The 26568-nt window shown below is 58.8% G+C and carries 29 protein-coding genes and 1 pseudogene; 25 read left to right on the top strand and 5 right to left on the bottom strand.

All coding sequences use genetic code 11. The features are described 5' to 3' along the window. Nucleotides 1–63: 63 nt before the first annotated feature. The 6 genes from EXE50_RS09065 (at nt 64) to EXE50_RS09040 (ending at nt 3840) form a co-directional block, all read left to right on the top strand. Nucleotides 64–474 carry a CopG family ribbon-helix-helix protein gene (locus tag EXE50_RS09065; protein ID WP_053770086.1) on the top strand — a complete coding sequence of 137 codons (411 nt, stop codon included), beginning with the start codon at nt 64–66 and terminating at the stop codon, nt 472–474. Between the two features lie 137 nt (nt 475–611). Further along, nucleotides 612–1292 (top strand): energy-coupling factor ABC transporter permease, encoded by a 681-nt coding sequence (locus EXE50_RS09060; protein WP_137704860.1) that lies wholly within the window; start codon nt 612–614, stop codon nt 1290–1292. Then, nucleotides 1292–1615 (top strand): cobalamin transport operon protein, encoded by a 324-nt coding sequence (locus tag EXE50_RS09055; protein WP_094494812.1) that lies wholly within the window; start codon nt 1292–1294, stop codon nt 1613–1615. The genes EXE50_RS09060 and EXE50_RS09055 overlap by 1 nt, the downstream gene beginning before the upstream one ends. A gap of 2 nt (nt 1616–1617) precedes the next feature. Next, nucleotides 1618–2433, top strand: a complete 816-nt coding sequence (locus EXE50_RS09050; protein ID WP_053770083.1) for an energy-coupling factor transporter transmembrane protein EcfT — start codon at nt 1618–1620, stop codon at nt 2431–2433. Nucleotides 2434–2513: 80 nt separating this feature from the next. Continuing rightward, a complete protein-coding gene (locus tag EXE50_RS09045; protein ID WP_199241341.1) occupies nt 2514–3317 on the top strand; it encodes an energy-coupling factor ABC transporter ATP-binding protein in 804 nt (267 codons plus the stop codon). Nucleotides 3318–3453: 136 nt separating this feature from the next. After that, nucleotides 3454–3840: a CopG family ribbon-helix-helix protein gene (locus tag EXE50_RS09040; protein WP_137704859.1), complete on the top strand. Its 387-nt coding sequence runs from the start codon at nt 3454–3456 to the stop codon at nt 3838–3840. A 7-nt stretch (nt 3841–3847) separates the two neighbouring features. Here EXE50_RS09040 and EXE50_RS09035 read toward each other — a convergent pair whose 3' ends face one another. After that, nucleotides 3848–4279, bottom strand: a complete 432-nt coding sequence (locus EXE50_RS09035) for a CopG family ribbon-helix-helix protein (RefSeq protein ID WP_137704858.1) — start codon at nt 4277–4279, stop codon at nt 3848–3850. 97 nt (nt 4280–4376) lie between these two features. On the opposite strand from EXE50_RS09035, the gene EXE50_RS09030 reads away from it, so the two are divergent. From EXE50_RS09030 to EXE50_RS08985, 10 genes are all read left to right on the top strand, one after another. Then, on the top strand, nt 4377–5594 hold the full coding sequence (locus tag EXE50_RS09030) for a GTP-binding protein (protein WP_137704857.1): 1218 nt from the start codon (nt 4377–4379) through the stop codon (nt 5592–5594). Further along, nucleotides 5594–6925: a GTP-binding protein gene (locus tag EXE50_RS09025; protein ID WP_053770078.1), complete on the top strand. Its 1332-nt coding sequence runs from the start codon at nt 5594–5596 to the stop codon at nt 6923–6925. The genes EXE50_RS09030 and EXE50_RS09025 overlap by 1 nt, the downstream gene beginning before the upstream one ends. Continuing rightward, on the top strand, nt 6922–7506 hold the full coding sequence (locus tag EXE50_RS09020; protein WP_137704856.1) for a molybdenum cofactor biosynthesis protein B: 585 nt from the start codon (nt 6922–6924) through the stop codon (nt 7504–7506). The genes EXE50_RS09025 and EXE50_RS09020 overlap by 4 nt, the downstream gene beginning before the upstream one ends. Before the next feature lie 42 nt (nt 7507–7548). Then, nucleotides 7549–8214 (top strand): cobalt-factor II C(20)-methyltransferase, encoded by a 666-nt coding sequence (locus tag EXE50_RS09015; RefSeq protein WP_137704855.1) that lies wholly within the window; start codon nt 7549–7551, stop codon nt 8212–8214. A gap of 401 nt (nt 8215–8615) precedes the next feature. Continuing rightward, the gene (locus EXE50_RS09010; protein ID WP_053770075.1) at nt 8616–10211 is read left to right on the top strand and encodes a metal ABC transporter substrate-binding protein; all 1596 of its coding nucleotides are present in this window, start codon (nt 8616–8618) and stop codon (nt 10209–10211) included. After that, on the top strand, nt 10208–10429 hold the full coding sequence (locus EXE50_RS09005; RefSeq protein WP_077152236.1) for a hypothetical protein: 222 nt from the start codon (nt 10208–10210) through the stop codon (nt 10427–10429). The genes EXE50_RS09010 and EXE50_RS09005 overlap by 4 nt, the downstream gene beginning before the upstream one ends. Next, nucleotides 10426–11202, top strand: coding sequence for a metal ABC transporter ATP-binding protein (locus tag EXE50_RS09000; RefSeq protein ID WP_053770074.1), 777 nt, complete (start codon nt 10426–10428; stop codon nt 11200–11202). The genes EXE50_RS09005 and EXE50_RS09000 overlap by 4 nt, the downstream gene beginning before the upstream one ends. After that, nucleotides 11199–12257, top strand: coding sequence for a metal ABC transporter permease (locus tag EXE50_RS08995; RefSeq protein WP_053770073.1), 1059 nt, complete (start codon nt 11199–11201; stop codon nt 12255–12257). Before EXE50_RS09000 ends, EXE50_RS08995 begins: the two co-directional genes overlap by 4 nt. After that, nucleotides 12254–13546, top strand: a complete 1293-nt coding sequence (locus tag EXE50_RS08990; RefSeq protein ID WP_241982703.1) for an FAD/NAD(P)-binding protein — start codon at nt 12254–12256, stop codon at nt 13544–13546. The genes EXE50_RS08995 and EXE50_RS08990 overlap by 4 nt, the downstream gene beginning before the upstream one ends. Before the next feature lies 1 nt (nt 13547). Continuing rightward, nucleotides 13548–13931, top strand: coding sequence for a hypothetical protein (locus EXE50_RS08985; RefSeq protein ID WP_137704854.1), 384 nt, complete (start codon nt 13548–13550; stop codon nt 13929–13931). A gap of 42 nt (nt 13932–13973) precedes the next feature. Here the strand turns inward: EXE50_RS08985 and EXE50_RS17425 are convergent, their stop codons facing one another. The 3 genes from EXE50_RS17425 to EXE50_RS08975 all read right to left on the bottom strand — a co-directional run bounded on the left by EXE50_RS17425 (nt 13974) and on the right by EXE50_RS08975 (nt 15820). Further along, nucleotides 13974–14126, bottom strand: a complete 153-nt coding sequence (locus EXE50_RS17425; RefSeq protein ID WP_008847116.1) for a hypothetical protein — start codon at nt 14124–14126, stop codon at nt 13974–13976. 138 nt (nt 14127–14264) lie between these two features. Next, on the bottom strand, nt 14265–14531 hold the full coding sequence (locus EXE50_RS08980; protein ID WP_137704853.1) for a hypothetical protein: 267 nt from the start codon (nt 14529–14531) through the stop codon (nt 14265–14267). Nucleotides 14532–14533: 2 nt separating this feature from the next. Continuing rightward, nucleotides 14534–15820 carry a GTP-binding protein gene (locus tag EXE50_RS08975; RefSeq protein WP_137704852.1) on the bottom strand — a complete coding sequence of 429 codons (1287 nt, stop codon included), beginning with the start codon at nt 15818–15820 and terminating at the stop codon, nt 14534–14536. A 52-nt stretch (nt 15821–15872) separates the two neighbouring features. Here EXE50_RS08975 and EXE50_RS08970 point away from each other — a divergent pair, with 52 nt between their 5' ends. From EXE50_RS08970 to EXE50_RS08960, 3 genes are read left to right on the top strand one after another with little or no spacing between them, the layout of a single operon-like run. Continuing rightward, a complete protein-coding gene (locus EXE50_RS08970; RefSeq protein WP_199241340.1) occupies nt 15873–17033 on the top strand; it encodes an NAD(P)/FAD-dependent oxidoreductase in 1161 nt (386 codons plus the stop codon). A gap of 2 nt (nt 17034–17035) precedes the next feature. Further along, the gene (locus EXE50_RS08965) at nt 17036–17221 is read left to right on the top strand and encodes a 30S ribosomal protein S14 (RefSeq protein ID WP_077152235.1); all 186 of its coding nucleotides are present in this window, start codon (nt 17036–17038) and stop codon (nt 17219–17221) included. Continuing rightward, nucleotides 17214–17444, top strand: coding sequence for a hypothetical protein (locus tag EXE50_RS08960; RefSeq protein WP_241982649.1), 231 nt, complete (start codon nt 17214–17216; stop codon nt 17442–17444). The genes EXE50_RS08965 and EXE50_RS08960 overlap by 8 nt, the downstream gene beginning before the upstream one ends. A 229-nt stretch (nt 17445–17673) precedes the next feature. Here the strand turns inward: EXE50_RS08960 and EXE50_RS08955 are convergent, their stop codons facing one another. Further along, nucleotides 17674–18648: a deoxyhypusine synthase gene (locus EXE50_RS08955; RefSeq protein ID WP_137704850.1), complete on the bottom strand. Its 975-nt coding sequence runs from the start codon at nt 18646–18648 to the stop codon at nt 17674–17676. Nucleotides 18649–18995: 347 nt separating this feature from the next. Between EXE50_RS08955 and EXE50_RS08950 the strand changes: the two genes are divergently transcribed. From EXE50_RS08950 to EXE50_RS17710, 6 genes and pseudogenes are all read left to right on the top strand, one after another. After that, nucleotides 18996–20606, top strand: coding sequence for a transposase (locus tag EXE50_RS08950; protein ID WP_082356837.1), 1611 nt, complete (start codon nt 18996–18998; stop codon nt 20604–20606). Between the two features lie 397 nt (nt 20607–21003). After that, a complete protein-coding gene (gene nrdR / locus EXE50_RS08945; RefSeq protein ID WP_137704849.1) occupies nt 21004–21492 on the top strand; it encodes a transcriptional regulator NrdR in 489 nt (162 codons plus the stop codon). Between the two features lie 133 nt (nt 21493–21625). After that, on the top strand, nt 21626–22636 hold the full coding sequence (locus EXE50_RS08940; RefSeq protein WP_137704848.1) for a ribonucleotide-diphosphate reductase subunit beta: 1011 nt from the start codon (nt 21626–21628) through the stop codon (nt 22634–22636). A 2-nt stretch (nt 22637–22638) separates the two neighbouring features. Then, a complete protein-coding gene (locus EXE50_RS08935) occupies nt 22639–24333 on the top strand; it encodes a ribonucleoside-diphosphate reductase subunit alpha (protein WP_137704847.1) in 1695 nt (564 codons plus the stop codon). Between the two features lie 83 nt (nt 24334–24416). Next, nucleotides 24417–24763: pseudogene (locus tag EXE50_RS17985) on the top strand (ribonucleotide-diphosphate reductase subunit beta); the annotation flags it as partial. 112 nt (nt 24764–24875) lie between these two features. Next, entirely contained in the window at nt 24876–26552 is a 1677-nt protein-coding gene (locus EXE50_RS17710; RefSeq protein ID WP_137704846.1) for a transposase, read from the top strand. Nucleotides 26553–26568 lie beyond the last annotated feature (16 nt).

Raw genomic sequence — 26568 nt, 5'->3', positions numbered from 1 at the left:
TTAGACCGCCATATCTATTATGTTAGAATCGAATTTTAACATATGCCTATCGTGAGCTCCTCGATGACAGAGCGACTCCGAGAAGATCTCGATACGTTTGCGGAAGAACACGGCTACACCGGCCGGAGTGAGGTGATTCGTGAGGCCTGTCAGTCACTGCTCGAAGAGTATCAAGAGAGCGATTACGAGGACCGGCGGGTGTTGACGACGGTCACTGCAGTCTTCGGATACGACGAGCCGGAGATTGAACGCCGAATGATGGATATCCGCCATGAGTTCGAAGGGTCCATCCGGTCGAACTCGCATAACTGCCTCCGAGAGAACGCCGGCTGTGTCGAGACGTTCGTCGTCGAAGCCGCGTATCAAGACGTTCTCCATTTTATCGGCACCGTTCGAGGAGCGGACGAGTCTGTCTCGGTGGAATACACTGTCGTGCCCGTCGACAGAAACGGCACAGAAGTGAGCGATACGTAGGCTCGGTATCGCTGTCACCGGCACGTGTGCCCGCGCTTTGAATTAAACCGCAAACGCATCTTGCGTTCTTCTTATTATGTTCTTCTACCTTAGCACAGCAAAGTTATTATATCTAAGTCTTTAATTGCCAAACAGATATGCCGCACATTCACCTTGGAGAAGGGTCATTCCCCCTCTGGGCGCTCGTGCTGTGGACGCTGCTTGGTGCTGGACTGATTTCCACCGTAGTCTATCGGATACGGAAAGGTGGAATAAAAACACACCAGATCGCACTCGCGGGTATTGGCGCGGCTGCGAGTTTTGCGGTCTTCCAGCTTAACATTCCAGTGTGGGGCGGAATTCACATGAACCTCACCGGGCTCGTGGGTATCATCGCCGGACCGCTTCTCGGCGCGCTTGTCGCATTGGTCGTCAACATCTTTTCGGCGGCGCTCGGACACGGAGCGGTCGGCCTAATCGGGGCGAACACGCTGATCAACGCCAGCGAAGCGATCGTCGCCTACTACGCGTTCAAGACGCTGATGGGGATGGAGTGGGACGTCTTCCCCGCCAGCGCGAGTGCCGCGACACTCGGCCTCTCGGCAGGGTCATTCCTGATGGGGGCGATCATCGTTATCAGCGGGGTTAACGGGAGCGCGCTCCCGCGTGGTGACCTGCTGATCGCCGTTGGTGGACTCTCCGCTCTCAACCTCGGTGTTGCGGTCGTTGAGGGGCTGCTTACGGGACTTATCGTCCAATTCCTCGCCTCAGTGCGTCCCGACCTCGTCGGACTTACCGACCGCGACACTCGCGATGAGCCCTCGGGGGTGACAGCCTGATGCAGCGCTGGAAGCAGTACGGTAGCATGGCTGCCGTCTTCTCGGCGTTCCTCGCCGTCGGCTACTGGGGGTTCACTGCGACCGGTGGTGCCGTTCCATGGGCAAAGCGGGCCTCGCAAACGCTTCAACGCGGCGTCCAAGACGGCGGTGGCACGCTCGTGAATCTTGGACGTGGTATCGTCGTTGCCGGTCCCATCCGGAAGGGCGGACTGATGGTCGAATTCGGCGGAATTGTTCTCGCCTTCGCCCTCTTGGGTCTCGGGCTGTACGTCTACGTCGACCGTTACGGCGGCTTCGGTGATGACGAACGACCGACACGGTAACCGTGACAACGCTCTCGAATCACGTCCCTGACCCTCGGCTCATTACGGCGTTCGCCGAGCGGCGAGACGGACCGTTACATCGAATCAACCCGTGGACGAAGGTCGGCGTCGTCGGTGTGCTCGTTCTCGCCGTCACGGTGTTCGACCGCCTCGCGCTCTTGGCCGGTCTGTACGGAACCGTACTGGTAGTCTACGGACTCGCTGACCTGCCGTTTCGGCGGCTCATCGGATGGTACACACTCCCGATGCTGTTCATCATCTCGGTCGCCGGACCGCTTGCGTTTCTCGAACCGGGGACGCCGATCGGGGGCGCAGTCCCGACGCCCTTCGGCGGTTTCTCGGTTACGTGGGAGGGTCTCACCCTCTTTTTGGAGCTCAGTTGTCGGTCGCTCACGGTCGTCACGTTTTCGCTGACGGCGTCGATGACGACCAAATACACGGACGTCGCGTACATGCTCGGGCGGTTGCTTCCGCGACCGATCGACCAGGTCGCCCTCCTCACCTACCGGTTCACGTTCGTTATGCTTGAGACGCTTGAGGACTTGGTGAAAGCCGCGCTCTCCCGCGGAGCGAACTTCTCAGAATTCTGGTCGAACAAACGGCTGTACGCCCGGATCCTCGGCATGACGATGCTGTCAGCGATCGAGCAGTCCGAACGACTCGTCAAGTCGATGGAAGCCCGCGGATACGACGGCGACCTCACGCTGTACGGGGACGTCCCGCGACCGCCCGCTCGTGAGCTCGTCGTTATCGGCGCTTGCTACGCCGGCGTCGTCGCCTACGCGCTGGTCGGCGTCTACGAGGTGATTCCAGTATGAGTACGGATCGCTCTGAAGACCGGCGGCCCCTAGTTGATCTACAGTGTCAAGCCCACACGTACCCGGACGGGACGGTGGGTATGCACGATGTCGATTTCTCCGTGTATCCCGACGAGGTCGTCGCCCTCGTCGGCGGCAACGGCGCCGGAAAGTCCACGCTCCTCGAACATCTGAACGCCACCCTCGTTCCCGACGACGGCGAGCTCGTCGTCGACGGGACCCCGATCTCCGAGGACAACAAGCCACACGCGCGAAAAGAGGTCGGCTTCGTATTCCAAGACGCCGATACGCAACTCGTCGCGCCCACAGTCCTCGACGACGTGATGTTCGGCCTTCAGAACTACGGGGTCCCCGGAGACGAAGCGAGGGAACGCGCTCGTGAAGCGCTGGCGACTGTCGACGCGAGCCACCTCGAAGACCGAATCCCACACTACCTGAGCGGTGGGGAGAAACGGCTCGCTGGCCTCGCCGGTGTGCTCGTCCTCGAACCGAGTGTGGTCGTGCTCGACGAACCACTCGCAGGGCTTGACCCCGACCGGTCTCAGCTGGTCGCGGAGCGGATCGAGCAAATTCACGAGGACGGTATCAGTGTCGTCCTGTCGACGCACGACCTCGAATTTGCCGCCGAAGTCGCGGACCGCGTCTGCGTGATGGCCGAGGGCAACATCATCGGAGGCGGAACGCCCCGAGAAGTGTTCTACGACGACGCCCTGTTGGCGGACGCGAACCTTCACCCACCGAGCGCGGTTCGTGTGGCTCGTGACGCAGGGCTGGGGGCGACGGCACAGCCGGTGACCGAATCGGACCTCGTGTCGCTCCTGACGGAAGCTGGAAATTCCAGCACCACACCGACACCCTCCGCAGATGGACACAGACATGACTGACCGCCTTCTTCGGCATCTCTCACGACTTCTTGATGGGACGCAATCTTGTGGTCGGAGCCTGCGTGAGCGGTCTCCCACGACTCGGGAGTATTGTGATATTCGAAGATAGATCACCAATAAAATAGAGAACAAAATCATGCGCACGAGCTTCAACATTCCCGATGACCTCCTGTCCGAGTTCGATGAAACGTGGCAAGCAGAAGGGCTAAATTCGCGTTCGCGTGGCGCCCGCGAAGCGATGCAAGAGTACATTGAGGCACACACCAGATTAGAAGATATCGAAGGCGACGTCGTCGTCATGGCCTTCGATTACGAACACGAAGCGGTTATTGAAGACATCCACGACGTACAACACCAGTTTCAGGACGTCATCACGACCACGAATCATATCCATGAAGGAGAGTGGTGTCTCGAGACGCTCTTTTGTAACGGGCCAGCCTCGCGTGTTCGGACTCTCACCTATCGCTTGCGCGATTTCGATACGGTGAGTCGTGTTAAACTGATGCTCCTCGCCGAGGACTGAGCGGTGCTCAAGACTTGATGCGCTGATCAATGTGGGCATCGCCTAGTGAGGCGATCGAGTAATCCACCGCTTGGACATTCGGCACTGCTCGAACGCTGTTGACGAATCCAGATAGTACTTCTGTGGTCCCCTCTAAAACGTACAACTCCATACAGTACTGGTCTTGGACGTGTGTGTGGGTAGTTGCGGAGACGATAGCATCGTACTCGTGGCGTGCTCTCGTGAGACGCTCCTGGACGGCGGGTTGACAGTACTCGAAGACGACCGTTACCGTACACATCTGCTTTTGTCCCTCGATATGTTGCTCTTGAAACTCTTCGAATAACGTGCGTGTGCCTTCGCGAACGACTTCGCTTCGGCCACTGTACCCGTGTTCTTCGGCGAACTCGTCGATGCGTTCCAGCAAGGCCTCGGGCATCGAGATGCTAACGACGCTCATATATTAAAGTTTTATTCAGTCTTATTAGTTCCTGTTATGACAGTAGAGTATAAGCATAATAATTAGTATTTTAGTGTAGTAGATTCATAATTAGAGTATGCCGTCCAACGACTACCCGATCCCGGTAACGATTCTCAGCGGAAGTCTCGGAGCTGGCAAGACGACGACGCTCAACCACATTCTTAGTAGCGAACAGGAACTCAACGCCGCCGTTTTAGTAAACGATATGGGCGAAGTGAACGTCGACGCCGACCTCGTCGAACGCGAGTCGGATCTCACCCAGAACGACGACGAGATCATCGAGATGTCGAACGGGTGTATCTGCTGTCGGCTTCGCGGGGACATGCTTGACGAGGTAGGCCGATTAGCCGACGAGCGAGACTTCAAGTACCTCCTCGTGGAGTCGTCTGGGATCAGCGAACCGATTCCGGTCGCGCAGACGTTCGCTCGCGGATTCGAAGACGCGGATTTCGACCCTACGGGGGTCTACGAACTCGACACGATGGTCAGTGTCGTTGACGCGCACAGCTTCTGGAAGGGGTTTGATTCCGGCCAAGCTCTCACCGACGACTCCATCGATCCACAAGGGAACCGGGTCCCCGAGGAGGCGCTGATGGATCAGATCGAGTTCTGTGACGTCCTCCTGTTGAACAAGTGCGATCTCGTCCCCGACGATGAACTTGAAGAGATGGAGGCAGTGCTACGGGCGCTCCAACCGAGAGCAAATATTATCCGAACCGAACACGGGGCGGTCGACCCCGGAGAGATTCTGAATACGGGTCGGTTCGATTTCGATCGCGCAAGTCAGTCCGCCGGATGGAAGCGTGAACTCCAGCACGGCCATCACCACGAGTCGGCCGCCGACGAACACGGGGTCACCTCGTTCGTCTTCGAATCCCGCCGACCGTTCCACCCCGAGCGGATCGCTCGCCTCTTCGCCGACCTCCCCGACGGAATCGTTCGCGCGAAGGGCTTCTTCTGGTCTGCCGGTCGCGAAGACATCGCCATGGGTCTCGACAAAGCAGGCCAGTCGGTTCGGGCCGGTCCGAAAGGGACGTGGATCGCCACGCTCCCGCAGGCCCAACAAGAGCGCTACTTCGCCGCCCGCCCCGGCATCAAAGAGGATTGGGACGACCAGTGGGGCGACCGTGGATCGGAACTCGTGTTCATCGGCCGCGAATTCGATCAGGAGACACTGATCGAGCGACTGGAAGGCTGTGTCCTCTCAGACGCAGAGATGGGGGAAGACTGGAACGAGTATCCGGACCCGTTCACCGCCGACGAACAGCGCGAACTCGCACTGGCTGACGACTGATGACCGTCGACGACCACCCGCCGGTCACGATACTCAGTGGCGGACTCGGGGCCGGGAAAACGACCCTGCTGAACCACCTCCTTACCGTCGGCGGCGAGGAGTACGATATCGCTGTTCTCGTCAACGACGTCGGCGAGGTGAACGTCGACGCCGGCCTCATCGAGAACGGCTCCGAACTCTCGATGGAAGACGGCGGCGTCACGGAACTGTCGAACGGCTGTATCTGTTGCGGCCTCCAGAACGAATTGGACCAGGAGCTGCTACGTCTGGCCTTCGACGAGGAGTTCGATTATCTAGTCATCGAAGCCTCGGGGATCAGCGATCCGGTCCCCATCGCCCAGCGGTTCGTCTCGCCCGCACGTGCGTCGACGCTGTACGATCTCGATACGACCGTCACGGTGGTCGACGCCGCACAGTTCCATCGAACGTTCGTCGACGGTCGTCCGATCAAGTCGACGGATGACGGCTCTCGACCGCTTTCGGATCTACTTGCTGAACAGGTCGAATTCTGCGACGTACTCGTCCTCAACAAGTGTGACCTCGTCACGGAAGACGAACGCGAGACGGTCGAACGCGTGCTCGAAACGCTCCACCCCGGTGTCGACATCACCCGCACGACCGAGAGCGCCGTCGAACCCGACGACGTTCTCGGAACTGGACGATTCGACAGAGAACAAGCGAAACGGTCCGCCCGGTGGAAGCAGGTGCTCTCGAGCGACCACGGAGGAACCGGAGAGCCGGAATCAGCAGAGATGGATCACCGAAAAAGTCACAGCCACGACGAGGCTTCCGAGCGTGACAACGGTCACGACGGTACCCACGATGGTCCGGGTGACGACCACGATCACCGTCACCCGCCGGAGGAGTTCGGCGTCGACTCGTTCGTGTACGAGCGCCACCGACCGTTCCATCCGGAACGGTTCAGTGAGTGGCTCCGCTCGTTCCCCGAGTCCGTCGTCCGAGCGAAAGGACACTTGTGGGTCGCTGGACGCGAGCGATACGCGCTGGACTTGAGCCAAGCGGGTACGCAGACGCACGTCGAAGTCAACGGCCGATGGGCGGTCACGGTCCCAAAGTTCCAGCGTGATTCCTACCGTGAGTCACGACCGGATCTCCACTGGGACGAACAGTGGGGAGACCGTGAAATAAAGCTCGTCTTCATCGGCGCTGGAATGGACGACTCGGCCATCGCCGCCGCCCTTGACGACTGTCTCCTCTCAGAACCGGAGATGGCGGGGAACTGGGACGAACTCGAGAATCCGTTTCCGGGGACGATGGACCGGTCTCAGCCACCGATGGAACAGCGTCTCGTGGTCGGTGAGGGACAGTGACCGGGAATCACTCGGAGCTCCCGTCGGCGGCGGACCGACGGACGACGGACGAAGACGGTCACGACTGCGTTGATCCACTCGGTGTCGCAATCGTGACCGTCTCGTCGTCCCGAGGAACCGCCACGGAAGCAGACCCGACCGATCCCGGCGGTGACGCCGTCGCGAACACTCTCGTCGACGCGGGTCACGTCGTCACGTCACGCCGGACGGTTCCGGACGACTACGTCCGGATTAAGACCACTGTGAGCGAGTGTCTGGATCGGTTGGACGTTGACCTTGTCGTAACTACCGGCGGGACGGGAGTCACTGTCGACGACGTCAGTCCGGACGCGGTGAGCGAGCTCTTCGACCGCGAGCTACCAGGCTTCGGCGAGGCGTTCAGGCGGCTCTCGTGGGAGGAGGTCGGAACCCGCGTCGTCGCGACCCGCGCAACGGCGGGTATCGCCCGCGACGTCCCAGTGTTCGTGCTGCCCGGAAGCGTGAACGCCGTTGAACTCGCCACGGCCGAGATCATCGTCGAAGAGGCCCCGCATCTCGCCGGGCTCGCGACGCGACACACAGTCGGTGAGATCGATGGGTAAGCAAGTGCGCGGAGCCCCAAGCTTACCGAGGGAGCAGCAACGATGACGCTCTACGGAATTGGACTGGGGCCGGGCGCGACTGACCTGCTCACGGTTCGCGGCAAGCGACGGCTCGAATCGGCCGACATCGTCTACTCACCCGGACGACTGTCACGGCGCGTCGCGACCGAGTACGTTCCCGACTCGAAACTGGGTGACCTTGAGTTCCCGATGACGACCGACCCCCAAGAGCTTGAGGCGGCGTGGGAGGCGGCGGTCGCGGAAGTCGCGCCGAACGCGCGCGACGCCGACGCGGCGTTCGTCACGCTCGGCGATCCCTGTATCTACTCGACGTTCGGACACCTGCGTCGGACGCTTCGCGAGCAGCATCCCAGCGTCGACATCGAAGTCGTTCCGGGTGTCAGCAGTGTGACGGCGTTCGCTTCAGTCCTCGGGGTCGACATCGACGCTGGTGCTGAACTGACGCTCCGCGAGGCGACCGACGGAGAAGCACCGATCGGTCCGAATCGGTTGATCCTGTTCAAAGTGACCGACGCGCCGACGACCTACGACAAGATGACCGAAGCGGGGTACGAGGTGACATTCGGCCGGCGACTCTTCATGAATACTCAAGAAACTCTCGTTACCGACGACCCCGGTGAGGTGACGGATCGAGACTACTACACGCTCGCGTACGCAGAGAAACAGGAGGCGACTAGGTCTAAATGACGGGCGGACGGTGTCGGTCGTCCGGGTAAGACCAACGTGAACTAGCCTCAGGCGGTGACGCCGAGGGTTTCTAGTTCTTCCGTGGAGTATTCCGCGCGGAGTTCTTCTGTCGAGTGTTCGCTGAGGATTTCCGTACGCTCTTTATCACTCATCTCGGCTAGGTCGCTGAAACAGTGGCACATTACATCCATTCATTCGGGATGCGAGTACGAAAAGCCTGTTAGCACCATTCTCGGGGTTGTGTAATACGGATTTCGAGGTAGCAATAATTAGCAATTCTACGACTCGCATTAGTTACCACGACACTAGTTACTAAACTCAGATTTTGGTTAGTGATTCTTATTAACTTGACTGACTAAAATCACAGTCTTTATTATCTAATTTGCTGATGTTATCAACAGATGCCTCGATACACTCGACGTCGACTCATCGTAGCTGGACTCGGTACGGCAACCATCGGTGCGCTCGCGGGCTGTACATCGAACAACGGCGACTCCGGCGCGGCGGAGAATGACGGCTCAACAGCGACAGAGAATACCGGGCCGGAAGCCCAGTCTTCGTTCTTCGTATTCGGGGACTTAGCCAGCCAGGTTGCAGGCGACACCGCGACCGCAGAGACGCTCGTCCCGATCGGCCAACACGGCCATGGGTGGGAACCGGGGCCACAGATCCAGGGAACAGTCCTCGAATCTGACCTCTTCCTCTACGGGATGGAGGGATTCCAGCCGTGGGCTGACGACCTCGTGACGAGTCTCGGTGACGACGACGCTGACGTCGACGTGGTCGCTGCCGGTGCTGGTATCAGCCTCCTTGAAGGCGGACATAACCACGATCACGGTCACGAAGGAGATCATGAGGGCGAACACGAGGAACGTCACGAGGGGGAACACGAGGAAGGCCACGACGGCGAAGGAGAACACGATCACGGTGGGGAGACTCCTTGGGAGTGGGCTGGCCTCTACCACCTCGAAGCTGGCACCTACACGCACACGTTCCACGAGGGCCCCGATCCGAAGATGCAGCTCGCCGTCATCGCGACCGACGAGGGTGGCGACCACGGCATTCACCACGTCGAGGAAACTGCGGCAGCCCTCTACGGCGACCACGACACGCACACACCGGTCGAAGGCGGCGAGACACTCACGCCGTCCAGTGAGTCACTCTATCACCTCCAGTTCGCGGACTCAGGTGAGACGACGTTCTCCCTCGACATTGAAACAGAGGGTCACTATGTCCTCTTTGCCCAGCACGCTCCCGCTGAGTTCGACGCGACGCTCACCGACGGCAGTGGGTCGGTCATCGAGCCCGAAGTGACTGAGAGTGCGGGCGGACACGGGCACGAGGGCGATGGCGAGCATGAGGGTGAACACGGCCACGAGAGTGGTGAAGAACACGAAGGCGAGCACGAGGGAGAAGCCGATCACGAAGGCGAGGAGGGACACGGCCACAACCACTCCGGCGGAGCGGACCCGCACTTCTGGTTAGACCCCGAGCGAGCGAAGCAGGCCGTCGACAACATCCGGAGCGGGTTCGTCGACGTCGACGGCGACAACGCCAGTGCCTACGCCGAGAACGCCGAGTCGTACCGTAATCGTCTGGACGAACTCGACGAGTCGTTCCGGTCCACGCTAGAGGGCGCCTCGAAAGACGTCGTGTTCGTCGCTGGTCACAACGCCTTCCAGTACCTCGGTCAGCGCTACGACTTCGAGGTCCGGACGCTGACGGGACTGTCACCGGACGACCAGCCGACGCCGAGGGATATCGAACGGGCCCAGGAGATCATCGCCGAACACGACCTCCAGTACGTCTGTGCGGATCCGCTCGAATCTCAGACGGCGGCGAACCAGCTGGTCGCAGAGACCGACGCCACCGAAGTCCTCCCGCTGACGCCAATTCCCGGACAGACCCAGGAGTGGGCCGATGAGGGCTGGGGCTACATTGAGATCATGGAAAACATCAATCTCGAGACCCTGAAGCAGGCCCTCGACGCAGAATGAGCGACACCACGTCTGGCGACACGGAACCGGAGTGGGACGGGAACGCCGAGCCCGGCCCATCCGAGAGCCCTCGTTCGGGACTGATGGCACTGGTCGTCGGCCCAGCGGAGAGACCCGTCTGTACGATTTATCCGCCGGACGTGGCTGTTCCGTATCGAACAACAACCTGGATTACGGCGTACGAGAACTCGTTCGTCGACCTCGACGACTACCGATGACGACAGCAACGATGGAGCGGCAACAGTCGGGGAACCCCCTCATCAGCGTCGATGACGTCACATTCGGCTACGGAGGGGCCCCAGTTCTCGAGTCGGTGTCGATCGACGTCGAGCCTGGCTCCTTCCTCGGACTAGTCGGGCCAAACGGGAGCGGCAAGAGCACGCTGCTTGACCTGATGCTCGGACTTCGTCGACCAGACGAAGGCACGGTTTCGCTGTTCGGCGAACCCGCCCACGAGTTCGACGCCGGTGAGCGGATCGGATACGTCGCACAGGACGCAACGAAGGCGGCGCGCGATATGCCAATCACGGTTCAAGAGGTTGTCGAGATGGGGCGGTACCCGCGGCGGCTCTTCGGTCGATTCTCGGCAGCGGACCGGCAAGCGATCGAAGACGCGCTGGAACAGGTGGGAATCACAGACCTCGCGTCTCGCCGGGTCGGTCGACTGTCCGGTGGCCAACGCCAACGGGTGTTCATCGCCCGTGCGCTCGCCTCGGAGGCCGACCTGCTCGCGCTCGACGAACCGACGGTCGGCGTCGACGCCGAATCCAGAGAGGAGTTCTACGGCCTCATCCATGAGCTGAACGCGACCGGGCTGACCGTCATCCTGATCGAACACGACATCGGTGTCGTCACCACGCACGCGACGGACGTCGCCTGTCTCAACCGTCAGTTGTACTTCGACGGCGACCCGGAGGAATTCGTCGAGACTGATGCCCTCTCGCAGGCATATGGGAGAGACCAACACATCCTCCAGCACGACCACAAATGATGTTCACACTACGTCGCCTCGGAGAGAGTGTTCCACTCGACGACATGATAGCGACTCCGCTTTTTGCTGTCAACGTCTTCGCCCCTATCGAGTGGTTCCTCAACTACGTCTTTGGTCCCGGAATGGACGTGTTGGCCGACCTGCTCGGCATGCCGATGCTCGAATACCCGTATATGCAACGTGCCTACCTCGCTGCGTTGTGTATCGCTCTCATTGGGCCGGTCGTCGGGACGTTCCTCGTCCATCGAGAGATGGCGATGATCAGCGATACGCTCGCACACACAGCCTTCGCCGGCGTCGCCGTCGGGTTGTTCCTCAATTCGGCCTTCTCGCTCACGCTGTCGCCGCTGTTCACCGCATTCGTGGTCGCAATCGTCACGGCGCTACTCGTAGAGTTGCTCGTCGAACACGCCGGGGCGTACAGCGACACCTCGCTGGCGATCGTCCTGACGGGAGGATTCGCCGTCGGCAGCATCCTCATCACTGCCACCGACGGCGGCATCGCGGTCGGTATCGACGCCTACTTATTCGGCAGTTTGGCGACTGTCTCGACGGAGAGCGTCGGTATCCTCGCGTTAATGAGTGTCCTCGTCGGTAGCCTCGTCACGCTGGCCTATCGGCCACTCTTGTACGTCACATTCGACGCGACGGCCGCCCGCGCGGCGCGACTGAACGTCCGCCTATACAAACGCCTCATGGTCGTGCTCACGGCGCTGGTCGTCGTCAGCGCGATGCAGATTATGGGCGTCATCCTCGTCGCTGCGATGCTCGTCGTTCCGGTCGCCGCTGCGGCGCAAGTCGCCGAGAGCTTCAAGCAATCCATCTTACTGGCGATCCTCGCCGCCGAGTTCGCGGCGATAGCCGGTGTGACGCTGTCGTACGTCTACGGAATTGCGGCCGGCGGCTCGATCGTCGTCGCGGCGATTGCAGTGTACGCCGTCGCGCTTAGTAGTCGAAAGTTGGGGTATCGGCTTCCGATCGTACAACGGTTCAGTGATCGTCAGTCCAATCACCACCGAAAAGAATTGGAAGTCGACGGAGGAAAACGAGAGTGACAGTCGGTAGGTTGACGGCTGATCACTCACTGAGTGGTGATCCCCCCTACGAGTACGTGATTGTTGGCGGCGGAATTCACGGCACTTGCCTCGCAAACCACCTCATTACGGAGGGTGAGTACACGCGCGACGAGATTCGGATCCTCGACCCGCGCGAGGAGTTACTCGCTTCGTTCGCCAAGGAGGCCAATCAGTGCGGCATGGAGACCCTCCGGTCGACGTTCGTCCACCACATCGACACCGAGTCGTTCTCGCTCGAGTCGTTCGCGGAAGGACACCACCGAGCGAACGAACTCGTGTCGACGAAGAACTACCCGGACCGACCGACTCTTGACCTGTTTCTCGACCACGCTCGCGACGTTATCGAGCGTCGTGAGCTTTCCGACTGTCATCATCGGTTGAAGATAACCAATGTTTCCCGGTCTGCGGGCACAGAGACGTATCTGGTGGAAGCGGACGCGGGAGCGATTGAGACCCACCGCGTCGTCTTGGCCGTCGGGCTCGGTGCGACACCGACGCTCCCAGAGTGGACGGCGTCGCTCCCGGACGACGCGCCGCTCGCACACGTCTGGGACGAAGCGTTCGACCCGGCGACGCCCGACCCGTTCGAGGGGCGAACGTTCGTCGTCGGAGGGGGTATCACTGCCGGGCACCTCGCCTGGCGTCTGGCAGAGCGGACCGCGGTGACACTCCTGTCGCGTCACGAACTCGAAATCGAACTGACCGAGGCCGACCCGCACTGGATCAACTGGCGTCACATCGGCAAAGAAATCCACACGCTCCCGCCGGGATCGGAGGCTCGTCTCGATCGGATCCGGTCCGCCCGCAACGACGCCACGATCCCGCCGTACGTCGAACGACGACTGGCCGAAGCGCGTGACGGTGGTGCGCTTGAACACCGGCAAGGCGAAATCACGTCTGCGAACGCGACAGACGAGGGGCTGTCCCTCCGCTTCGACGACGGCACGAGAGCGACGGCCGCACGCGTCGTCCTCGCGACCGGACTCGAACCGGTTCCCGAGCAGCCGTTGGTCGACCGCGTCAGCGAGTCGCTGTCGCTCGCACGCGGGGCCGAGGGATTTCCCGTCCTCGACGATCGAACCCTCGCATGGAGACGGACCGACAGCACTGAGTCCGCGGTGTACGTTTCGGGCGCGCTCGCGGAGCCCAGCGTCGGTCCCTTCGCTCGCAATATCGTCGGTGCCCGCCGGGCCGCAGAGCGGATTCTCGACCCACCAGATCAGGCGCGGACAGACCCCCTACCGATGAGCTCTCGAGGAGGATCGTGACGTGGCTTCGACCGATCTCACGCTCGCCGTCTCGCTTGGCGCACTCGAGCAACTCGCGCGGCCCGCCCGTGCCCTTGAAGATGCCACTACCTGGACCAGCAACGTCGGGATCGTCTCCTCGGAGCCGTCGTACATCGAACGACGGCGAGTGCGAGAGGCCGGATATCACCAAGAGTTCCTGTCCGGACCACGTTCGATAGCGGAGGCGCTGACGGCGGTCCGAGGACACTTCGAGACGGAACGGTACGTATTCGTCGGGACAGACGAGACCGCGAGGGTGGTAGAGACAGTACCCGACTGGGCCTACCAGTCGGTGACGGAGGCTGCAAAGGCCGCAGGCTGGCAGCTTGAGAGTGTGTCAACAGCCGACGATGATTGGCCCTGACAGAGAAGTGGAGTTTCAGCGAACTCGTGACGAGCCGCTCGCTCAGTGATTCTCGTGGATGTGGTCGCGTAGGGCGTCGGTCTCCTCAAACTCCTCGTTACACTCGGCACACGTGTTGTGGTGAAGCGCAACGTGCTGGGTCACGCCGGCAGCGCTCTGGAACTGTGCATCGCAGTTGGAGCAGGTGTACGACATTACATTATCAACTCGGGGCCATATATACAAGAATGTTATTAAGAAATGGTTTGTGTTGACTGCTTTAGAATATTAACTTGGACCGCTTACTAACTAACTTCCAAGCTCAAAACGAAACCCAACGAACCGAACCGAGCGCTAGCGAAGCCGGTCCGCCCGCTCTCGGAGCGCTGTCGGTAGGCTCGCGTCGTCGACCAGCGCACCGAGTTCTGTTGTCGCTCGGCATCGACCAAGCGCGTTCAACGCGTTCCGGCGGAACGACCCGTTGAGGCCGTCTGCGACGACGATCACGCGAAGCTGTGTCGTCGCGTCTATCTCGGCGAGCTCGCCGATCGCCGCTTTACGGGTCTCGTGCGGTGCGTTCTTGTTGACGACAGTCCGGAAGAGGGATCGTGGCGAGGACATCGTCAGTCCGCGAGGCCGACCTCCTCGGCGCCGTCGTCGGTCGTCTCGGTCGGCTCCTCGGTCCCCTCTTCAGGTGTGGCGGAGTCTCCGTCGTCCCACGTCGGGAACCGGTCGTCGAAGGCGGTCCAGTCGGCGTCCATTTCCTCGTCGGTCAGCAGGGCCGTATTGAGGTCGGTGCGGAGCGCGTCGTGGTCCATGTCCGTACCGATGAGCACGAGCTGGGTCCCCCTGTCACCCCACTTGTCGTCCCATATTTCTTCGAGCTCCGGATTGGCCTCGAAGTAGCTCTCGCGCTCGTTCTCCGGCAGCGTCGCAATCCAACCACCGGCCGACCCGACTCGGATCGACCGTCCCGCAACGTTCAATCCGAGTGCCATTTCTTCGCGACCCGCCAGCCAAAAGTGGCCTTTCGAGCGGACGACGTTTGCGGGGAACGAGTCGAGGAGCTCGGCGAACCGCTCGGGGTGGAACGGACGGCGCGACGTGTAGACGAATGACGTGACACCGTGTTCCTCTTCAGCAGATTCGTGCGGCTGCTGGAGCTCCCGTAGCCACCCCGCGGACTGGCTCGCCGCTTCGAAGTCGAACCGTCCTGTGTCGAGGATCTCGCCGGGATCGACCGCGCCGTGTTCGGTTCGGATGATCTTCGCGCGCGGTTGTAGCACTTCGATCATATCTTCGATCTCGCCGAGCGTCTCCTCGTCGACGAGGTCGCACTTGTTCAACAGCAGGACGTCACAGAACTCGATCTGTTCGATCAAGAGGCTTCCGAGGTCTTTCTCGGTGTCGCCGTCCATCAGCGATTCCTTCGAATCGAACGTTGTCCAGAACTGGTGGGCATCGACCACAGTGACGGTCGTGTCGAGTTCGTAGTAGTCCATCACTTCGATGCCGGTCTCCTCGTAGAACTCCGTGGGATCGAGGTCGCCTTGATCGAATCCCATGGTGAGCGTCTGGGCGACCGGCAACGGTTCGGCGACGCCGGTCGATTCGATGACCAAGTAATCAAACTCGCGGGCCTGTGCGAGCTTCGCGAGCGCGTCCAGTAGGTCGCCGCGTAGCTCACAGCAGATACAGCCGTTCGACAGTTCGATCAGGTCCTCGTCGTCCTCCGAGATGTCCGAGTGTTCGGCGACGCGCTCGGCGTCGACGTTCACCTCGCCCATGTCGTTGACGAGGACCGCGACGTCCAGGTCCGTTCGCGTGTTCAGGAGGTTGTTCAGCACGGTCGTCTTGCCCGCGCCGAGGTTGCCGCTCAGCACGGTGACGGGAATCGTCTCTCGACTCATCTGTTATTAAAACTATAGCGTATATTATTTATAATTAGCTATATACTATCTCATGTTGTTAACAGTGACCTCCGAAAAAGCCCGTAAACACGAGTCGCTCGACGTAGCGATTGTCGGGGCAGGTGCCGCAGGCGTCGGTTTTGGGGCCGTCCTCGCGGATCTGGATCTCGAATCCTACGCCATCCTCGAGCGAGGCGAAGTCGGGGCGGCGTTCCTACAGTGGCCAGAAGAAATGCGCCTCATCACGCCATCGTTTCCTAGCAACAGCTTCGGCTGCCGCGACCTCAACGCCGTCACCACTGACACCTCGCCCGCATTTGCGCTTGATCGTGAACACCCGACCGGCGGAGAGTACGCCGAATATCTCCAAGGAGTCGTCGAGTTTCACGACTTACCCGTCCGAACCGGTGTAGACGTGGAGTCGATAAAACGACACGACGACGGATTCATACTCCACACGTCTACTGGCGTCATCCACAGTCGATTCGTCATCTGGGCAGCCGGGCAGTTCGGGCAACCGAACGACGATCCGTTCCCCGGCGCGAACCACTGCGTCCACAACTCCCGAGTTGAATCCTGGAGTTCATTCGCCGACGAGTGTGCCGAGGACCCCATCGTCGTCGTCGGCGGGTACGAGAGCGGTATCGACGCGGCACTCGCACTCGCCGACTTGGGTCACGAAGTGCTCGTCGTCGACGAGGACGGGCCGTGGCAGTTCCGAGGACCGGACCCGAGCGAAGTCCTCTCCCCATACACGAGCCAGCGGTTACAGGACGCATTCGAACACGACGCACCGGTCGCCCTCGAAGACGGAATCCGAGTCGAGCGCGTCGACATCGAGGAGGGGACATTCGACGTAATCGGGACCGACGGCGCGTCGTTTAGGACACGGAATCGGCCAGTGCTCGCGACCGGATTCGAGAGCGGACTCGGCATCGTCGACGAACACTTCGAGTTCGAGAATGGGCAGCCCCAGTTGACCGAACGGGACGAGTCGACCATCAGTCCCGGCCTGTTTCTCGCCGGTCCACAGGTCACGCACAACGGCCAGCAGTTCTGCTTCATCTACAAATTCAGGCAGCGCTTCGCTGTCGTGGCTGACGAAATCGCCTCCAGACTCGACGTCGACCGAACTGTCCTCGACGAGTACCGTGAGAAGAACATGTTCCTCGAGGACTTGTCCTGCTGCGAACCCGACATGTGTGACTGCTAATCATGACACGAGATACTCCGCAGAAAGACAGTGGAACTGGGCAGTCGAACGATTCGAGAGACGACGACCGACACGTCTGCCGGATGACGGGGCGCGAACAGGGCCTCGTCGGTAAGTACGACATCTGGCTCTGCCGGCAATCGTTCCGGGAACTGGCTCCAAAGATGGGATTCAAAAAATATGACTGACGCACGGAGCGTCACTGACAAGATCCCATCGACCGAGAACGATGGGAAGGAACCCGTCGTGGTCGTCGGCAAGGAGAATATCGGGAAGTCGGAACTCGGCGCTGGACTCTCCGGGACGATGCCGAAGACAGGGAACGTCCGTGAATCGACCGTCGAGGTCGGAAGATACGAGTCTGACGAATCAGGTGACGTACTAGCTATTCGATATGTAACCAAAGATTGAATCCTTTCAGCAGGTGGAGACTGTAAGAGCCGACGACGTAATCGGGTGACAGAGGACCATCCTTGGAATCCAGTGAGGTTCCAAGCATTATTTGAATCCGCAGAAGGCGACAGGATAGCCTCACTCTGAACGCAGTAGCGGAGCGGGAGAGTCGAGTGTGCTTAACGCCGTCATCGGATTCAATAAAACAGAATGGTCTGGTACACCTCTCAGACGAAACGGACCGAATTCACTCGGTGAACGCGCTTGCGATCAAGAGTGGGAATACAAGTGTTGCTTCTGCCTCAACCTGAGTATAATTCGTTTGCTCTTTTTTGATTTTTCCCCAGGAAACCGCCTCATTCGGTGGTGCACCTGATAACGACCCATCTCCTTCCATCCCAGTAGAGATATAAACGACATAATCTGCACCACCTCGAAAGAGATTCGTCATAATGGCGTGATGTTTCGGGACACCACCGCCGACAGCAATAAGACCGGTTGTATCTGCTAAAAGACCGTCTTCGATCAGAGAATCGTAGTCGTCTAAGATTTCGATTCCAACGTCCGAATCGTAGCCTTGTCGGTAATAATAGAGAAAGTTCCCAACCTCAGCATCCGTCAGGGCCGGACAGTACACCGGGACATCGTTGTCTGCCGCTTGCTTCAACACAGAATCGTCGTCATCAAGCGTTTTTCCTAACTCGCGTGCAAAGGCTGTCGGGGTCCGGATCTTCTCATCTGCAAAGAAATCGTCAAAGAAGTCATACAGATACTCTTCCAACCATACGTATCGATCGGAAGGGACGAAAATATTCCCGAGTCGGTTGATACCCTGATCTCGAAGTGCTGCCTCGTCGGCGTCCCAATCACCCATCTTGAACGGTTTCGCTGTCTTGATGACATCCTCAGTTAGTGACCCAGACGTCGTGATGAGAACGTCCACATATCCTTCTCGGACAAGGTAGGCAACAGCCTCACGCAGGCCCGAGGAAATGATATTTGATGTGAATGTGAGGTAGACCGTAGCGTCCGCCTCTTGCATGCGGTCGGCAATATCAATGGCTTCCGCGAGTTGTGTTGCTTGGAAGCCTGTAGTCGCGTAGGCGTCAAGCATCTCGTGGAAGTCGAATTCTCCGCGGAAGTCGTAGCCACGGACGTCTGGTGTGTTGAGTTCCTCATCACTTCCGGGGACGACGTGGTCATACGAATCGTCGTTGTGCATATAGCTGGGTACTCTTATACTGATTTGAAGAACCCGAAATCGGTTTGTACAACTTCAATATGTCAAAATACTGACTGACAGTAACTCTCCCATCGGGGAGTACTACGAGGTCTGTTCTATTGAATCCGATGACAGCATGGAGATCACGATCCCTGAAGAGAGGATCATCTCACTCTTCCTCATCGAGGAGTTAGATCGATCCACCTAGTGACCTTGGCCCTCACTCTCTCTGCCAAGATTCCACATTTGATTTTTTGACAGCGCTCCAGAGCCGAGTACAGAGTGACCCGATCCAGACACTTTCTGCGGATTCAACAGAACAGTCAAACCAACCGTCTTGGGAATTGATGGCGGAGTCACTAGACCCGCTTTCTGACCGTGCCTGCCGGATGACCAACGCCTACAACACAGGAATCGAAATCACTGAACAGTTGCGAGAAGGTGACTCCCTGCTATTGAGCGTCGCTGAGAGTACGATTCGAACCGAATACCTCAACGATGGCTATCCCGAGTGGCACCCTACTCCACACTCCTTTCTCGGAATGGTTCGGCTCCTCATCTACAAAGAGGCCACAGGTACAAGCTATCGAGCGCTGGCTCGGTACCAAGAACTCGCCGAGCCACTCGATTTGGAACACATCCCCGATGAATCCGTGTTGTCCCGAACGTGGCGGAAACGCTTCGACGAGGGCGTTCGGGAGTTCGTCCAGATTGCTTCGCACTTCGTCATTAAACAATCGCACGACCGCGAGTTTTCAGCTCCCGCTGTCCGGCCGAAAGCAGAGATCGTCGACGAAGTGGACCCCTCCACTGATGATGAGACGGCTGGGTGTGAATTCTCCGACAAGCAAATCTACCGGACGGCTCGACTTGCTCGTGATCACGGCTTCGATGAGTTTGATTCCGGTCGCGCTGCGAACGCGACCTACGAAGACACACAGTTCTTCGAATTGCAAACGTTCATCGGAATGGTCAGCTGCGGGACACCGCAAGGAGCGGCTCGGTTTCAATATCGACACGGCTCGGACAGCAGCCCACACGGCGATACGCATCTTAGAACGATCAAACAGTTTGCGCCAGGGGAGCTGATCGATGGATTCGATGCAGTGGCCGATCGGCTGCTCTCGGTCATCGAATCCGAAGCATCGTTCCGTCGGCCGGTGACAGCTGCGATCGACATCACGACTATCCCCTATTACGGGGATGTCGACGGGATGCCGATGGTCAGCGGTACGAAAGATAGAGACAGTCGGGCCTTCAAATTCGCAACGCTCTCGATCATCGGACAGAATATCCCGCTCGTTCTTGCCGTGGAACCGGTTCGAGAAAGTTCTGGATGGGACGACAACCCGTCGAATCAGATCCATCGTACTGTTCGGCGACTCGTTCGACGAACGAAAAGACACGTTCCGATCGAGACAGTACTCTGTGACCGAGAGTTCGATTCGATACAAGTGTTCCAGACGCTCTCAAACCTCGATGTGAACTACCTCATTCCGAAGCGAGTCTCCAGCTCCGAACGGGATGTACTCAAACAAATGGAGGGAGACGACCAAGAGGTGGCTGTTGAGTCAGCTTCTGTCCATGTGGAATCTGGATCGCATCCAATGCGGCTCCTGTACGTACCGTCGACGAGTGGAGAGGGAACGGCCGTCTTCGCGACGAATCTTCGAGTCGGTCCCGAGGAAGCCGAGACGTTCTGTCAGCGTTACAGCCGCCGGTGGCAGATCGAGAGTGAGTACAAATCTATCAAAGGTGACTTTCTCGCGAAGACCTCCTCGAAAGACTACCGCGTTCGTTTGTTCTATTTCGTGTTCGCGGTCCTCTTGTACAATATCTGGCGGCTGACCGACTTCCTGCTGAAAGCGGACATCGACGGCGAGATGGACTACGCACCTGTGATTACTGCGGGTGAGTGTGTTGAGCTCGTTGCCTCGGCGTTGATCCCGCACGACTAATCGGCTGAGCTCTCGCTGGGTCCGCCGCTCAAGAGTGACAACCGTATTCAGCAGCGCCAAAATCCACGCAATTTCGTACGCCCGTCCGGTAGTTCGAGAGTAAGGATTCAAAACCGATGCCTGATCGGTGAGAATCACCACGACTTGATGGCCATTCGATCCAAAACTAGCCTATCCTCCGAAACTGTGGGGCAACTCCACTGCCCACAGTAGTTGAGACTGGGTCACTCAATGCATATGATCCCAATTATCCACGCCCACTAATCAAGTTTAGTTGTACTACATCAATTCAATTGGGTAAGCTTTATGTGACAGTCCTCACCACCAGATATTGCGGTCGAAATCGAGAGGACCCACATCTGGGGTTAAGACCCTGGAGGATTAAGTAGTGACAACTATGAACTGCCCGGACTGCGGGAACGAGCGAACACGCGTCATCGATACAGGGACCAGTGCCGACGGAACCTCCGTCCGACGGCGCCGCGAATGTCAACGCTGTTCGTTCCGCTTTACGACCTACGAACGTCCGGAGTGGGAGTCACTCCAGGTGAAAAAACGCGACGGAACCATCGAATCGTTCGACCGACAGAAACTCCGTGCAGGGATCGAGCGAGCCGTTGAGAAGCGCGATGTGGCCGAGACAACAGTGACTGCTCTCGTCGACGATATCGAGAGCGAACTGCAAGGTCGAGAGGCACGTATCGTCTCTTCGAGTCTCATCGGCGAACTCGTCTCTGAGAACCTCCGCACGCTCGATAAGGTAGCCTACATTCGATTTGTCTCCGTTTACAAAGCATTCTCTGAGCCGCAGGAGTTCCTGAGAGAACTTGACGCAGTCTTGGATGCAGAACTCGATGACTTCGATGCCTCGAACAGCTCACTATGACACAAACATACGCAGCTCAAACGAATGTTCGGTCAATCCTTGACCGGGCGAGCATGATCCACTTCCAGACGTACAGAGAACGACGGAAACAGAAACCAACCAACAGAGAACGATTCCTCCGGGGTACGTGCCAATGACTGAAAACAAAACCAAAGGCGGAGATCCGGAGACCGACATCTTCTCCGAACGAACGCAGCTCAAACCGTACGAGTACCCCGACGTCCTCGAGTACAAAGACGCGATACGGAACAGCTACTGGGTTCACACGGAGTTCAACTTCTCAGGAGACGTTCAAGACTTCAAGGTCAACACGACTCCGGCCGAGAAAACCGTCATCAAGCGGACGATGCTGGCCATCGCGCAGATCGAGGTCCAGGTCAAGACCTTCTGGGCAGAAATCTACGACGAGATGCCCAAAGCGGAGATCGGGAACGTCGGCATGACCTTTGCGGAGAGCGAGGTCAGACACATGGACGCGTACAGCCACCTCCTCGACATCTTGGGGATCACGGAGGACTTCGAGGAGGTGACCAACGTCCCCGCAATCGAGAAGCGGATCGACTACCTCGACGAGTACCTCGAGAAGAGCGAGAGCGACGACAAACAGGAGTACGTGATGAGTCTCCTGCTGTTCTCCACGTTCGTCGAGCACGTCTCGCTGTTCTCGCAGTTCCTCATCATGACGAGCTTCGACAAACACGAAAAGAAATTCAAGGGGATCGCGAACGCCGTCGAAGCGACCAGCAAGGAGGAGCAGATTCACGGACTGTTCGGTGTCGAACTCGTGGAGACGATTCGCGAGGAGAATCCGGACCTCTTCGACGAGGACTTCGAAGAAGAGGTCCAAGCGGCCTGTCAGCAGGCGTTCGAGGCAGAGATGAAGATACTGGACTGGATCTTCGGTGAGGGCGAACTGGAGTTCCTTCCCCGGGCGCACGTCGACGCGTTCCTGCGGGACCGGTTCAATCAGAGCCTCGAGAACGTCGGTGTCGAGCCGATATTCGACCCGGACGATGACCTGCTCGAGGAGACACGGTGGTTCGACGAGGACATCATGATGACAAAGGATAACGACTTCTTCAGCAAGCGGTCGACCACGTACAACAAACACGCACAGAGCGTCACCGCGGAGGACATGTTCTAACGATGGCACAAACAGAACCAGCACTCGACGAGGTCAACCAGCAGCACGAGGAACCGTTCTACTGGCTGAACGAGGACAGCCGGGAGTTCCTCGACGACGGGTACCTGATCGAGGGCGTCACGGCCGAGGAGCGGGTCAGGGAGATCGCGGAGCGGGCCGAGGAGATCCTGGACGACGACGGCTTCGCGGACAAGTTCTACGACTACATGAGCCGGGGCTTCTACAGCCTCGCGAGTCCGGTGTGGTCGAACTTCGGTCTGGACCGAGGCCTGCCCATCAGCTGCTTCGGTAGTTACATGGAGGACAACATGGAGAGCATCCTCTACACGCAGGCCGAAGTGGGCGAGATGACCAAGCTGGGCGGCGGGACCAGCGGGTACTTCGGCGAAATCCGGCCCCGAGGCAGCCCGATCACGAACAACGGCAAGAGCAACGGGAGCTACAGCTTCACCGAGCTGTTCGACACGATCATCAACGTCGTCAGCCAGGGCGAGACGCGGCGCGGCCAGTTCGCGGGGTACATCGACGTTGAACACGACGACCTAGACGAGTGGCTCAACATCAAGACCGAGGGCGACCCCGTACAGGACATCTACTACGGCGTCATCATCGGTGACGATTGGTTCCGGGCGATGGTCGATGGCGACGAGGAGAAGCGAGAGACGTGGGCAGAGATCATAGAGACGCGGATTAACATTGGTGTCCCGTATATCATCTTCCGGGACAACATGAATGACGGGAAGCCACAGGTCTACAAGGACAGGGGCTACGAGATCAACGGCTCCAACCTGTGTACCGAGATCGCGCTGCCAGCCACGCCAAACGAGAGTTTCGTCTGTTGTCTCTCGTCGATGAACGCGCTCCACTACGACGAGTGGAAGGATACCGACGCAGTAGAGACGCTGACGCGGTTCCTCGACGCCGTCATGGAGGAGTTCATCCAAGAGGCGGAGGGGACGCAGTTCATGGAACGCCCAGTACGGTTTGCGAAACGGCACAGGGCAATCGGCATCGGCGTCCTCGGCTGGCACAGCTACCTCCAGAGCGAGATGATTCCGTTCGACAGTATGGAGGCCATGGAGAAAAACGAGGCAATCTTCCGCACGATCAAGGAGCGAAGTTACGAGGAGAGTCGTCGGCTCGCCGACGAGTTCGGCGAGCCGGAGGTGCTCGAGGGCTACGGTCGCCGGAACGCGACGACGATGAGCGTGGCCCCGACGAAATCCAGCAGTGTCATCCTGGGGCAGGTCAGTCCGAGCATCGAACCGCTGAAATCGAACTACTTCGTCCGCGACGGTGCGAAGCTGAAGTCGACGCAGAAGAACCGGTTCCTTGAGGCGATACTGAAAGAGCGAGGCAGAGACGAGCGCGAGGTTTGGGACAGCATCGCACAGAACGACGGGAGCGTGCAACACCTCGACTGCCTGACCGACGAGGAGAAGGAGGTGTTCAAAACCTTCGCCGAGATCCCACAGATGGCGATCATCAACCAGGCAGCGCAGCGGCAGAAACACATCGATCAGGCACAGAGCCTGAACGTCTCGATCGATCCGAGCGAAGTGAGCGTCAAGGAGATCAACCAACTCTACATCGAGTCTTGGAAGAAAGGGGTGAAGAGTCTCTACTACCAACACAGCGTGAACGCCGCACAGAAGTTCAGCCGAGACATCCTCGAATGCAAGGCCTGTGAGAGCTGATCTCCCATCGGCCGGTATGATAGAGCGGTTAATGTAAACTACGCCACCCTACCCCTCGGCGTATGCGTGCCTCGGTCCTTGACGGCTTAGGCGTGGATCTCATCAAACAGATTTGGTCGGAGAATCCCAGCGTGTGGACCGACGAGTTCGGCGACGAAGTAGTCGACCTGATTACCGAAGCAGTCGAGTTAGAGAGAATCACACCTGCGAGGCGTGTCCTGACGAAATACTTGGCATGAGTGCCGAGCAGTTCGCCGAGGACGTCGAACACATCACCGACCGGCGCCTTGGACAACTCGACTTACCGGAACAGTATGGGACTGACAATCCGTTCCCGTGGATGTCCGAGTAAGTCAACCTGAACAAGGAAGAGAATCCCTTCGAGACGCAGGTGACCGAATACCAGAGCGGGGGTAGCCTCAACTGGTAACATCCGACCGCGTTCCGCATAGCAACGTGGTCCCTAGCTGTCTTCGAAGCATGGCTGTACCTCCTGACCGAAGAGACCTTACAGCGTCTCTCGGACGGATTATTCTCGACTAATGTCATCAACAGAGCAATCGCGACAGGATGTCTTTCGGACTATCGCACAGTTACAGCACGTCGAGTGGCCTGCATACGGGTCGACACCACTATACGACCGGAGTTCAGTATCCGCTCTCCAATCGGACATTCGAACCGTCGCTAGAGTCTGGTTCGATCACGACGCCCACGAGTCGATTGCGGAGTTCATATGTCAGTATCCGCTGAAATACGTCGATTTCGAACCGCATGACGAGTATTTTGGCTCTACGCGGTATCAGATGCCACAGTTGGTGCGGTTATTCTTGCTCAAAGAGATTCACGGCTGGGACCACGAAACGGCACTTTTGACGTTCCTCCAACAGCGACCGGCACTTCGACGAGACCTCGGTTTTGAGCGTATGCCGAATCAATCGACGGTATGGCGCAGTTGGCACGAGCGGTTCTCTGTCGACCTACGCGAGGCCGTCCAAACAGCAGCTCGAACGATCTTGATCAAGGCCCAGAATGCGGGTATCGAGATTCCACGAGAACTAGAGCGGAAGCTCAGCTATCGGAACGATAATGAAGACGACTCAGTACCGGACGATCGGACCGTTCTGGAGCGGGCAAAGAAAATCACCGACCACGTCAGTCGCATCATCTTCCCAGCATTCTCGCTGGATCGTGGAGACGGCTGTGAGATTCACGAGAACGCATACTGGAACTTACAAACATATCTCGGACTTCGCGAGCGGCTGGCTGCGAACGAAGGAGCCCGCAGTTACATTCATGAGTCAACGCGGGATCGAACACCACTCGGACACGCCCACCGCAGCCACATTCGCGATCTCTCTATCGAGCAGACTCGCGAGATGTACCGACAGGCGATCCGGCACCTCATCGACGAGATTGCAGAGACAGAGGAGTTCTTCCGCGCAGGCATCGTCGCAATCGATATCACCGAAGCCGATCCTTTCACCGGCGACAGGACCGGGCACGAGGACGAGATCATCGGGACAAAAGAGAACACCGAGGAGTACGCCTACCAATGGGCGACGGTCCAGTTGGTTGGCAATGCCGTCCCAATCGTGCTGGACGCGCGCCCCGTCCGAAAGGGGGAGACACGACTGGAAATCGTCGAGGACTTGCTCGATTCGGCTGAAGAGTTGGTCCACGTCGATAACGTGCTGATGGACAGGGAGTTCGATAGCCAGCACGTCTTGGAGATGATCAGCCAGCGCGGGCTCTCCTACGCCGTTCCCAAGCGGATGCAGACCAGCGAGAAAGCCCAGGCCAAGCGGTTGCTTCAACGGAATCAGGACCGATACGAGACCGACCGCAAGCTCCACCTGGGCAAGAATGAGTGGCACGAGACGACGCTGATCTACCGCCGGAAAGAGGACTCCGAGCACGACGATCATCGGCAGTATTCGGTGTTTATGACGAACCGGGGGAGCGGACACCTCACGGAGTACGGCTACCGGTGGGAAATTGAGAGTGGGTACAGGTCGATCAAACGGTTCATGGCTGCCACCACGTCGAAGGATTTCGGGCTGCGATTCTTCTACTTCGCGTTCGCCTGCCTGTTGTACTCGATCTGGCGGGCCGTCGATCTGCTCGTGCAGGTTGAGTTGACTGGTGAATACGAACATTCGCCGATGGTAACAGCCGACAACACGGTGACGTTGCTGAAGAAGGAAACGGGAATCGGGTAGAGAGACACTCTGTCTG

It is taken from the genome of Halorubrum sp. ARQ200 (genome assembly GCF_005435115.1).
Classification (GTDB): Archaea; Halobacteriota; Halobacteria; order Halobacteriales; family Haloferacaceae; genus Halorubrum; species Halorubrum tropicale.
This window is presented reverse-complemented; position numbering and strand designations above follow the sequence as displayed.

Bases quoted from the DNA above. Each gene is read 5' to 3' on its own strand.
- EXE50_RS09065 (WP_053770086.1), top strand. From the start codon at position 64: ATGACAGAGCGACTCCGAGAAGATCTCGATACGTTTGCGGAAGAACAC.
- EXE50_RS09060 (WP_137704860.1), top strand. From the start codon at position 612: ATGCCGCACATTCACCTTGGAGAAGGGTCATTCCCCCTCTGGGCGCTC.
- EXE50_RS09055 (WP_094494812.1), top strand. From the start codon at position 1,292: ATGCAGCGCTGGAAGCAGTACGGTAGCATGGCTGCCGTCTTCTCGGCG.
- EXE50_RS09045 (WP_199241341.1), top strand. From the start codon at position 2,514: ATGCACGATGTCGATTTCTCCGTGTATCCCGACGAGGTCGTCGCCCTC.
- EXE50_RS09040 (WP_137704859.1), top strand. From the start codon at position 3,454: ATGCGCACGAGCTTCAACATTCCCGATGACCTCCTGTCCGAGTTCGAT.
- EXE50_RS09035 (WP_137704858.1), bottom strand. From the start codon at position 4,279: ATGAGCGTCGTTAGCATCTCGATGCCCGAGGCCTTGCTGGAACGCATC.
- EXE50_RS09030 (WP_137704857.1), top strand. From the start codon at position 4,377: ATGCCGTCCAACGACTACCCGATCCCGGTAACGATTCTCAGCGGAAGT.
- EXE50_RS09025 (WP_053770078.1), top strand. From the start codon at position 5,594: ATGACCGTCGACGACCACCCGCCGGTCACGATACTCAGTGGCGGACTC.
- EXE50_RS09015 (WP_137704855.1), top strand. From the start codon at position 7,549: ATGACGCTCTACGGAATTGGACTGGGGCCGGGCGCGACTGACCTGCTC.
- EXE50_RS09010 (WP_053770075.1), top strand. From the start codon at position 8,616: ATGCCTCGATACACTCGACGTCGACTCATCGTAGCTGGACTCGGTACG.
- EXE50_RS09005 (WP_077152236.1), top strand. From the start codon at position 10,208: ATGAGCGACACCACGTCTGGCGACACGGAACCGGAGTGGGACGGGAAC.
- EXE50_RS09000 (WP_053770074.1), top strand. From the start codon at position 10,426: ATGACGACAGCAACGATGGAGCGGCAACAGTCGGGGAACCCCCTCATC.
- EXE50_RS08995 (WP_053770073.1), top strand. From the start codon at position 11,199: ATGATGTTCACACTACGTCGCCTCGGAGAGAGTGTTCCACTCGACGAC.
- EXE50_RS17425 (WP_008847116.1), bottom strand. From the start codon at position 14,126: ATGTCGTACACCTGCTCCAACTGCGATGCACAGTTCCAGAGCGCTGCC.
- EXE50_RS08980 (WP_137704853.1), bottom strand. From the start codon at position 14,531: ATGTCCTCGCCACGATCCCTCTTCCGGACTGTCGTCAACAAGAACGCA.
- EXE50_RS08975 (WP_137704852.1), bottom strand. From the start codon at position 15,820: ATGAGTCGAGAGACGATTCCCGTCACCGTGCTGAGCGGCAACCTCGGC.
- EXE50_RS08970 (WP_199241340.1), top strand. From the start codon at position 15,873: ATGTTGTTAACAGTGACCTCCGAAAAAGCCCGTAAACACGAGTCGCTC.
- EXE50_RS08965 (WP_077152235.1), top strand. From the start codon at position 17,036: ATGACACGAGATACTCCGCAGAAAGACAGTGGAACTGGGCAGTCGAAC.
- EXE50_RS08960 (WP_241982649.1), top strand. From the start codon at position 17,214: ATGACTGACGCACGGAGCGTCACTGACAAGATCCCATCGACCGAGAAC.
- EXE50_RS08955 (WP_137704850.1), bottom strand. From the start codon at position 18,648: ATGCACAACGACGATTCGTATGACCACGTCGTCCCCGGAAGTGATGAG.
- EXE50_RS08950 (WP_082356837.1), top strand. From the start codon at position 18,996: ATGGCGGAGTCACTAGACCCGCTTTCTGACCGTGCCTGCCGGATGACC.
- nrdR (WP_137704849.1), top strand. From the start codon at position 21,004: ATGAACTGCCCGGACTGCGGGAACGAGCGAACACGCGTCATCGATACA.
- EXE50_RS08940 (WP_137704848.1), top strand. From the start codon at position 21,626: ATGACTGAAAACAAAACCAAAGGCGGAGATCCGGAGACCGACATCTTC.
- EXE50_RS08935 (WP_137704847.1), top strand. From the start codon at position 22,639: ATGGCACAAACAGAACCAGCACTCGACGAGGTCAACCAGCAGCACGAG.
- EXE50_RS17710 (WP_137704846.1), top strand. From the start codon at position 24,876: ATGTCATCAACAGAGCAATCGCGACAGGATGTCTTTCGGACTATCGCA.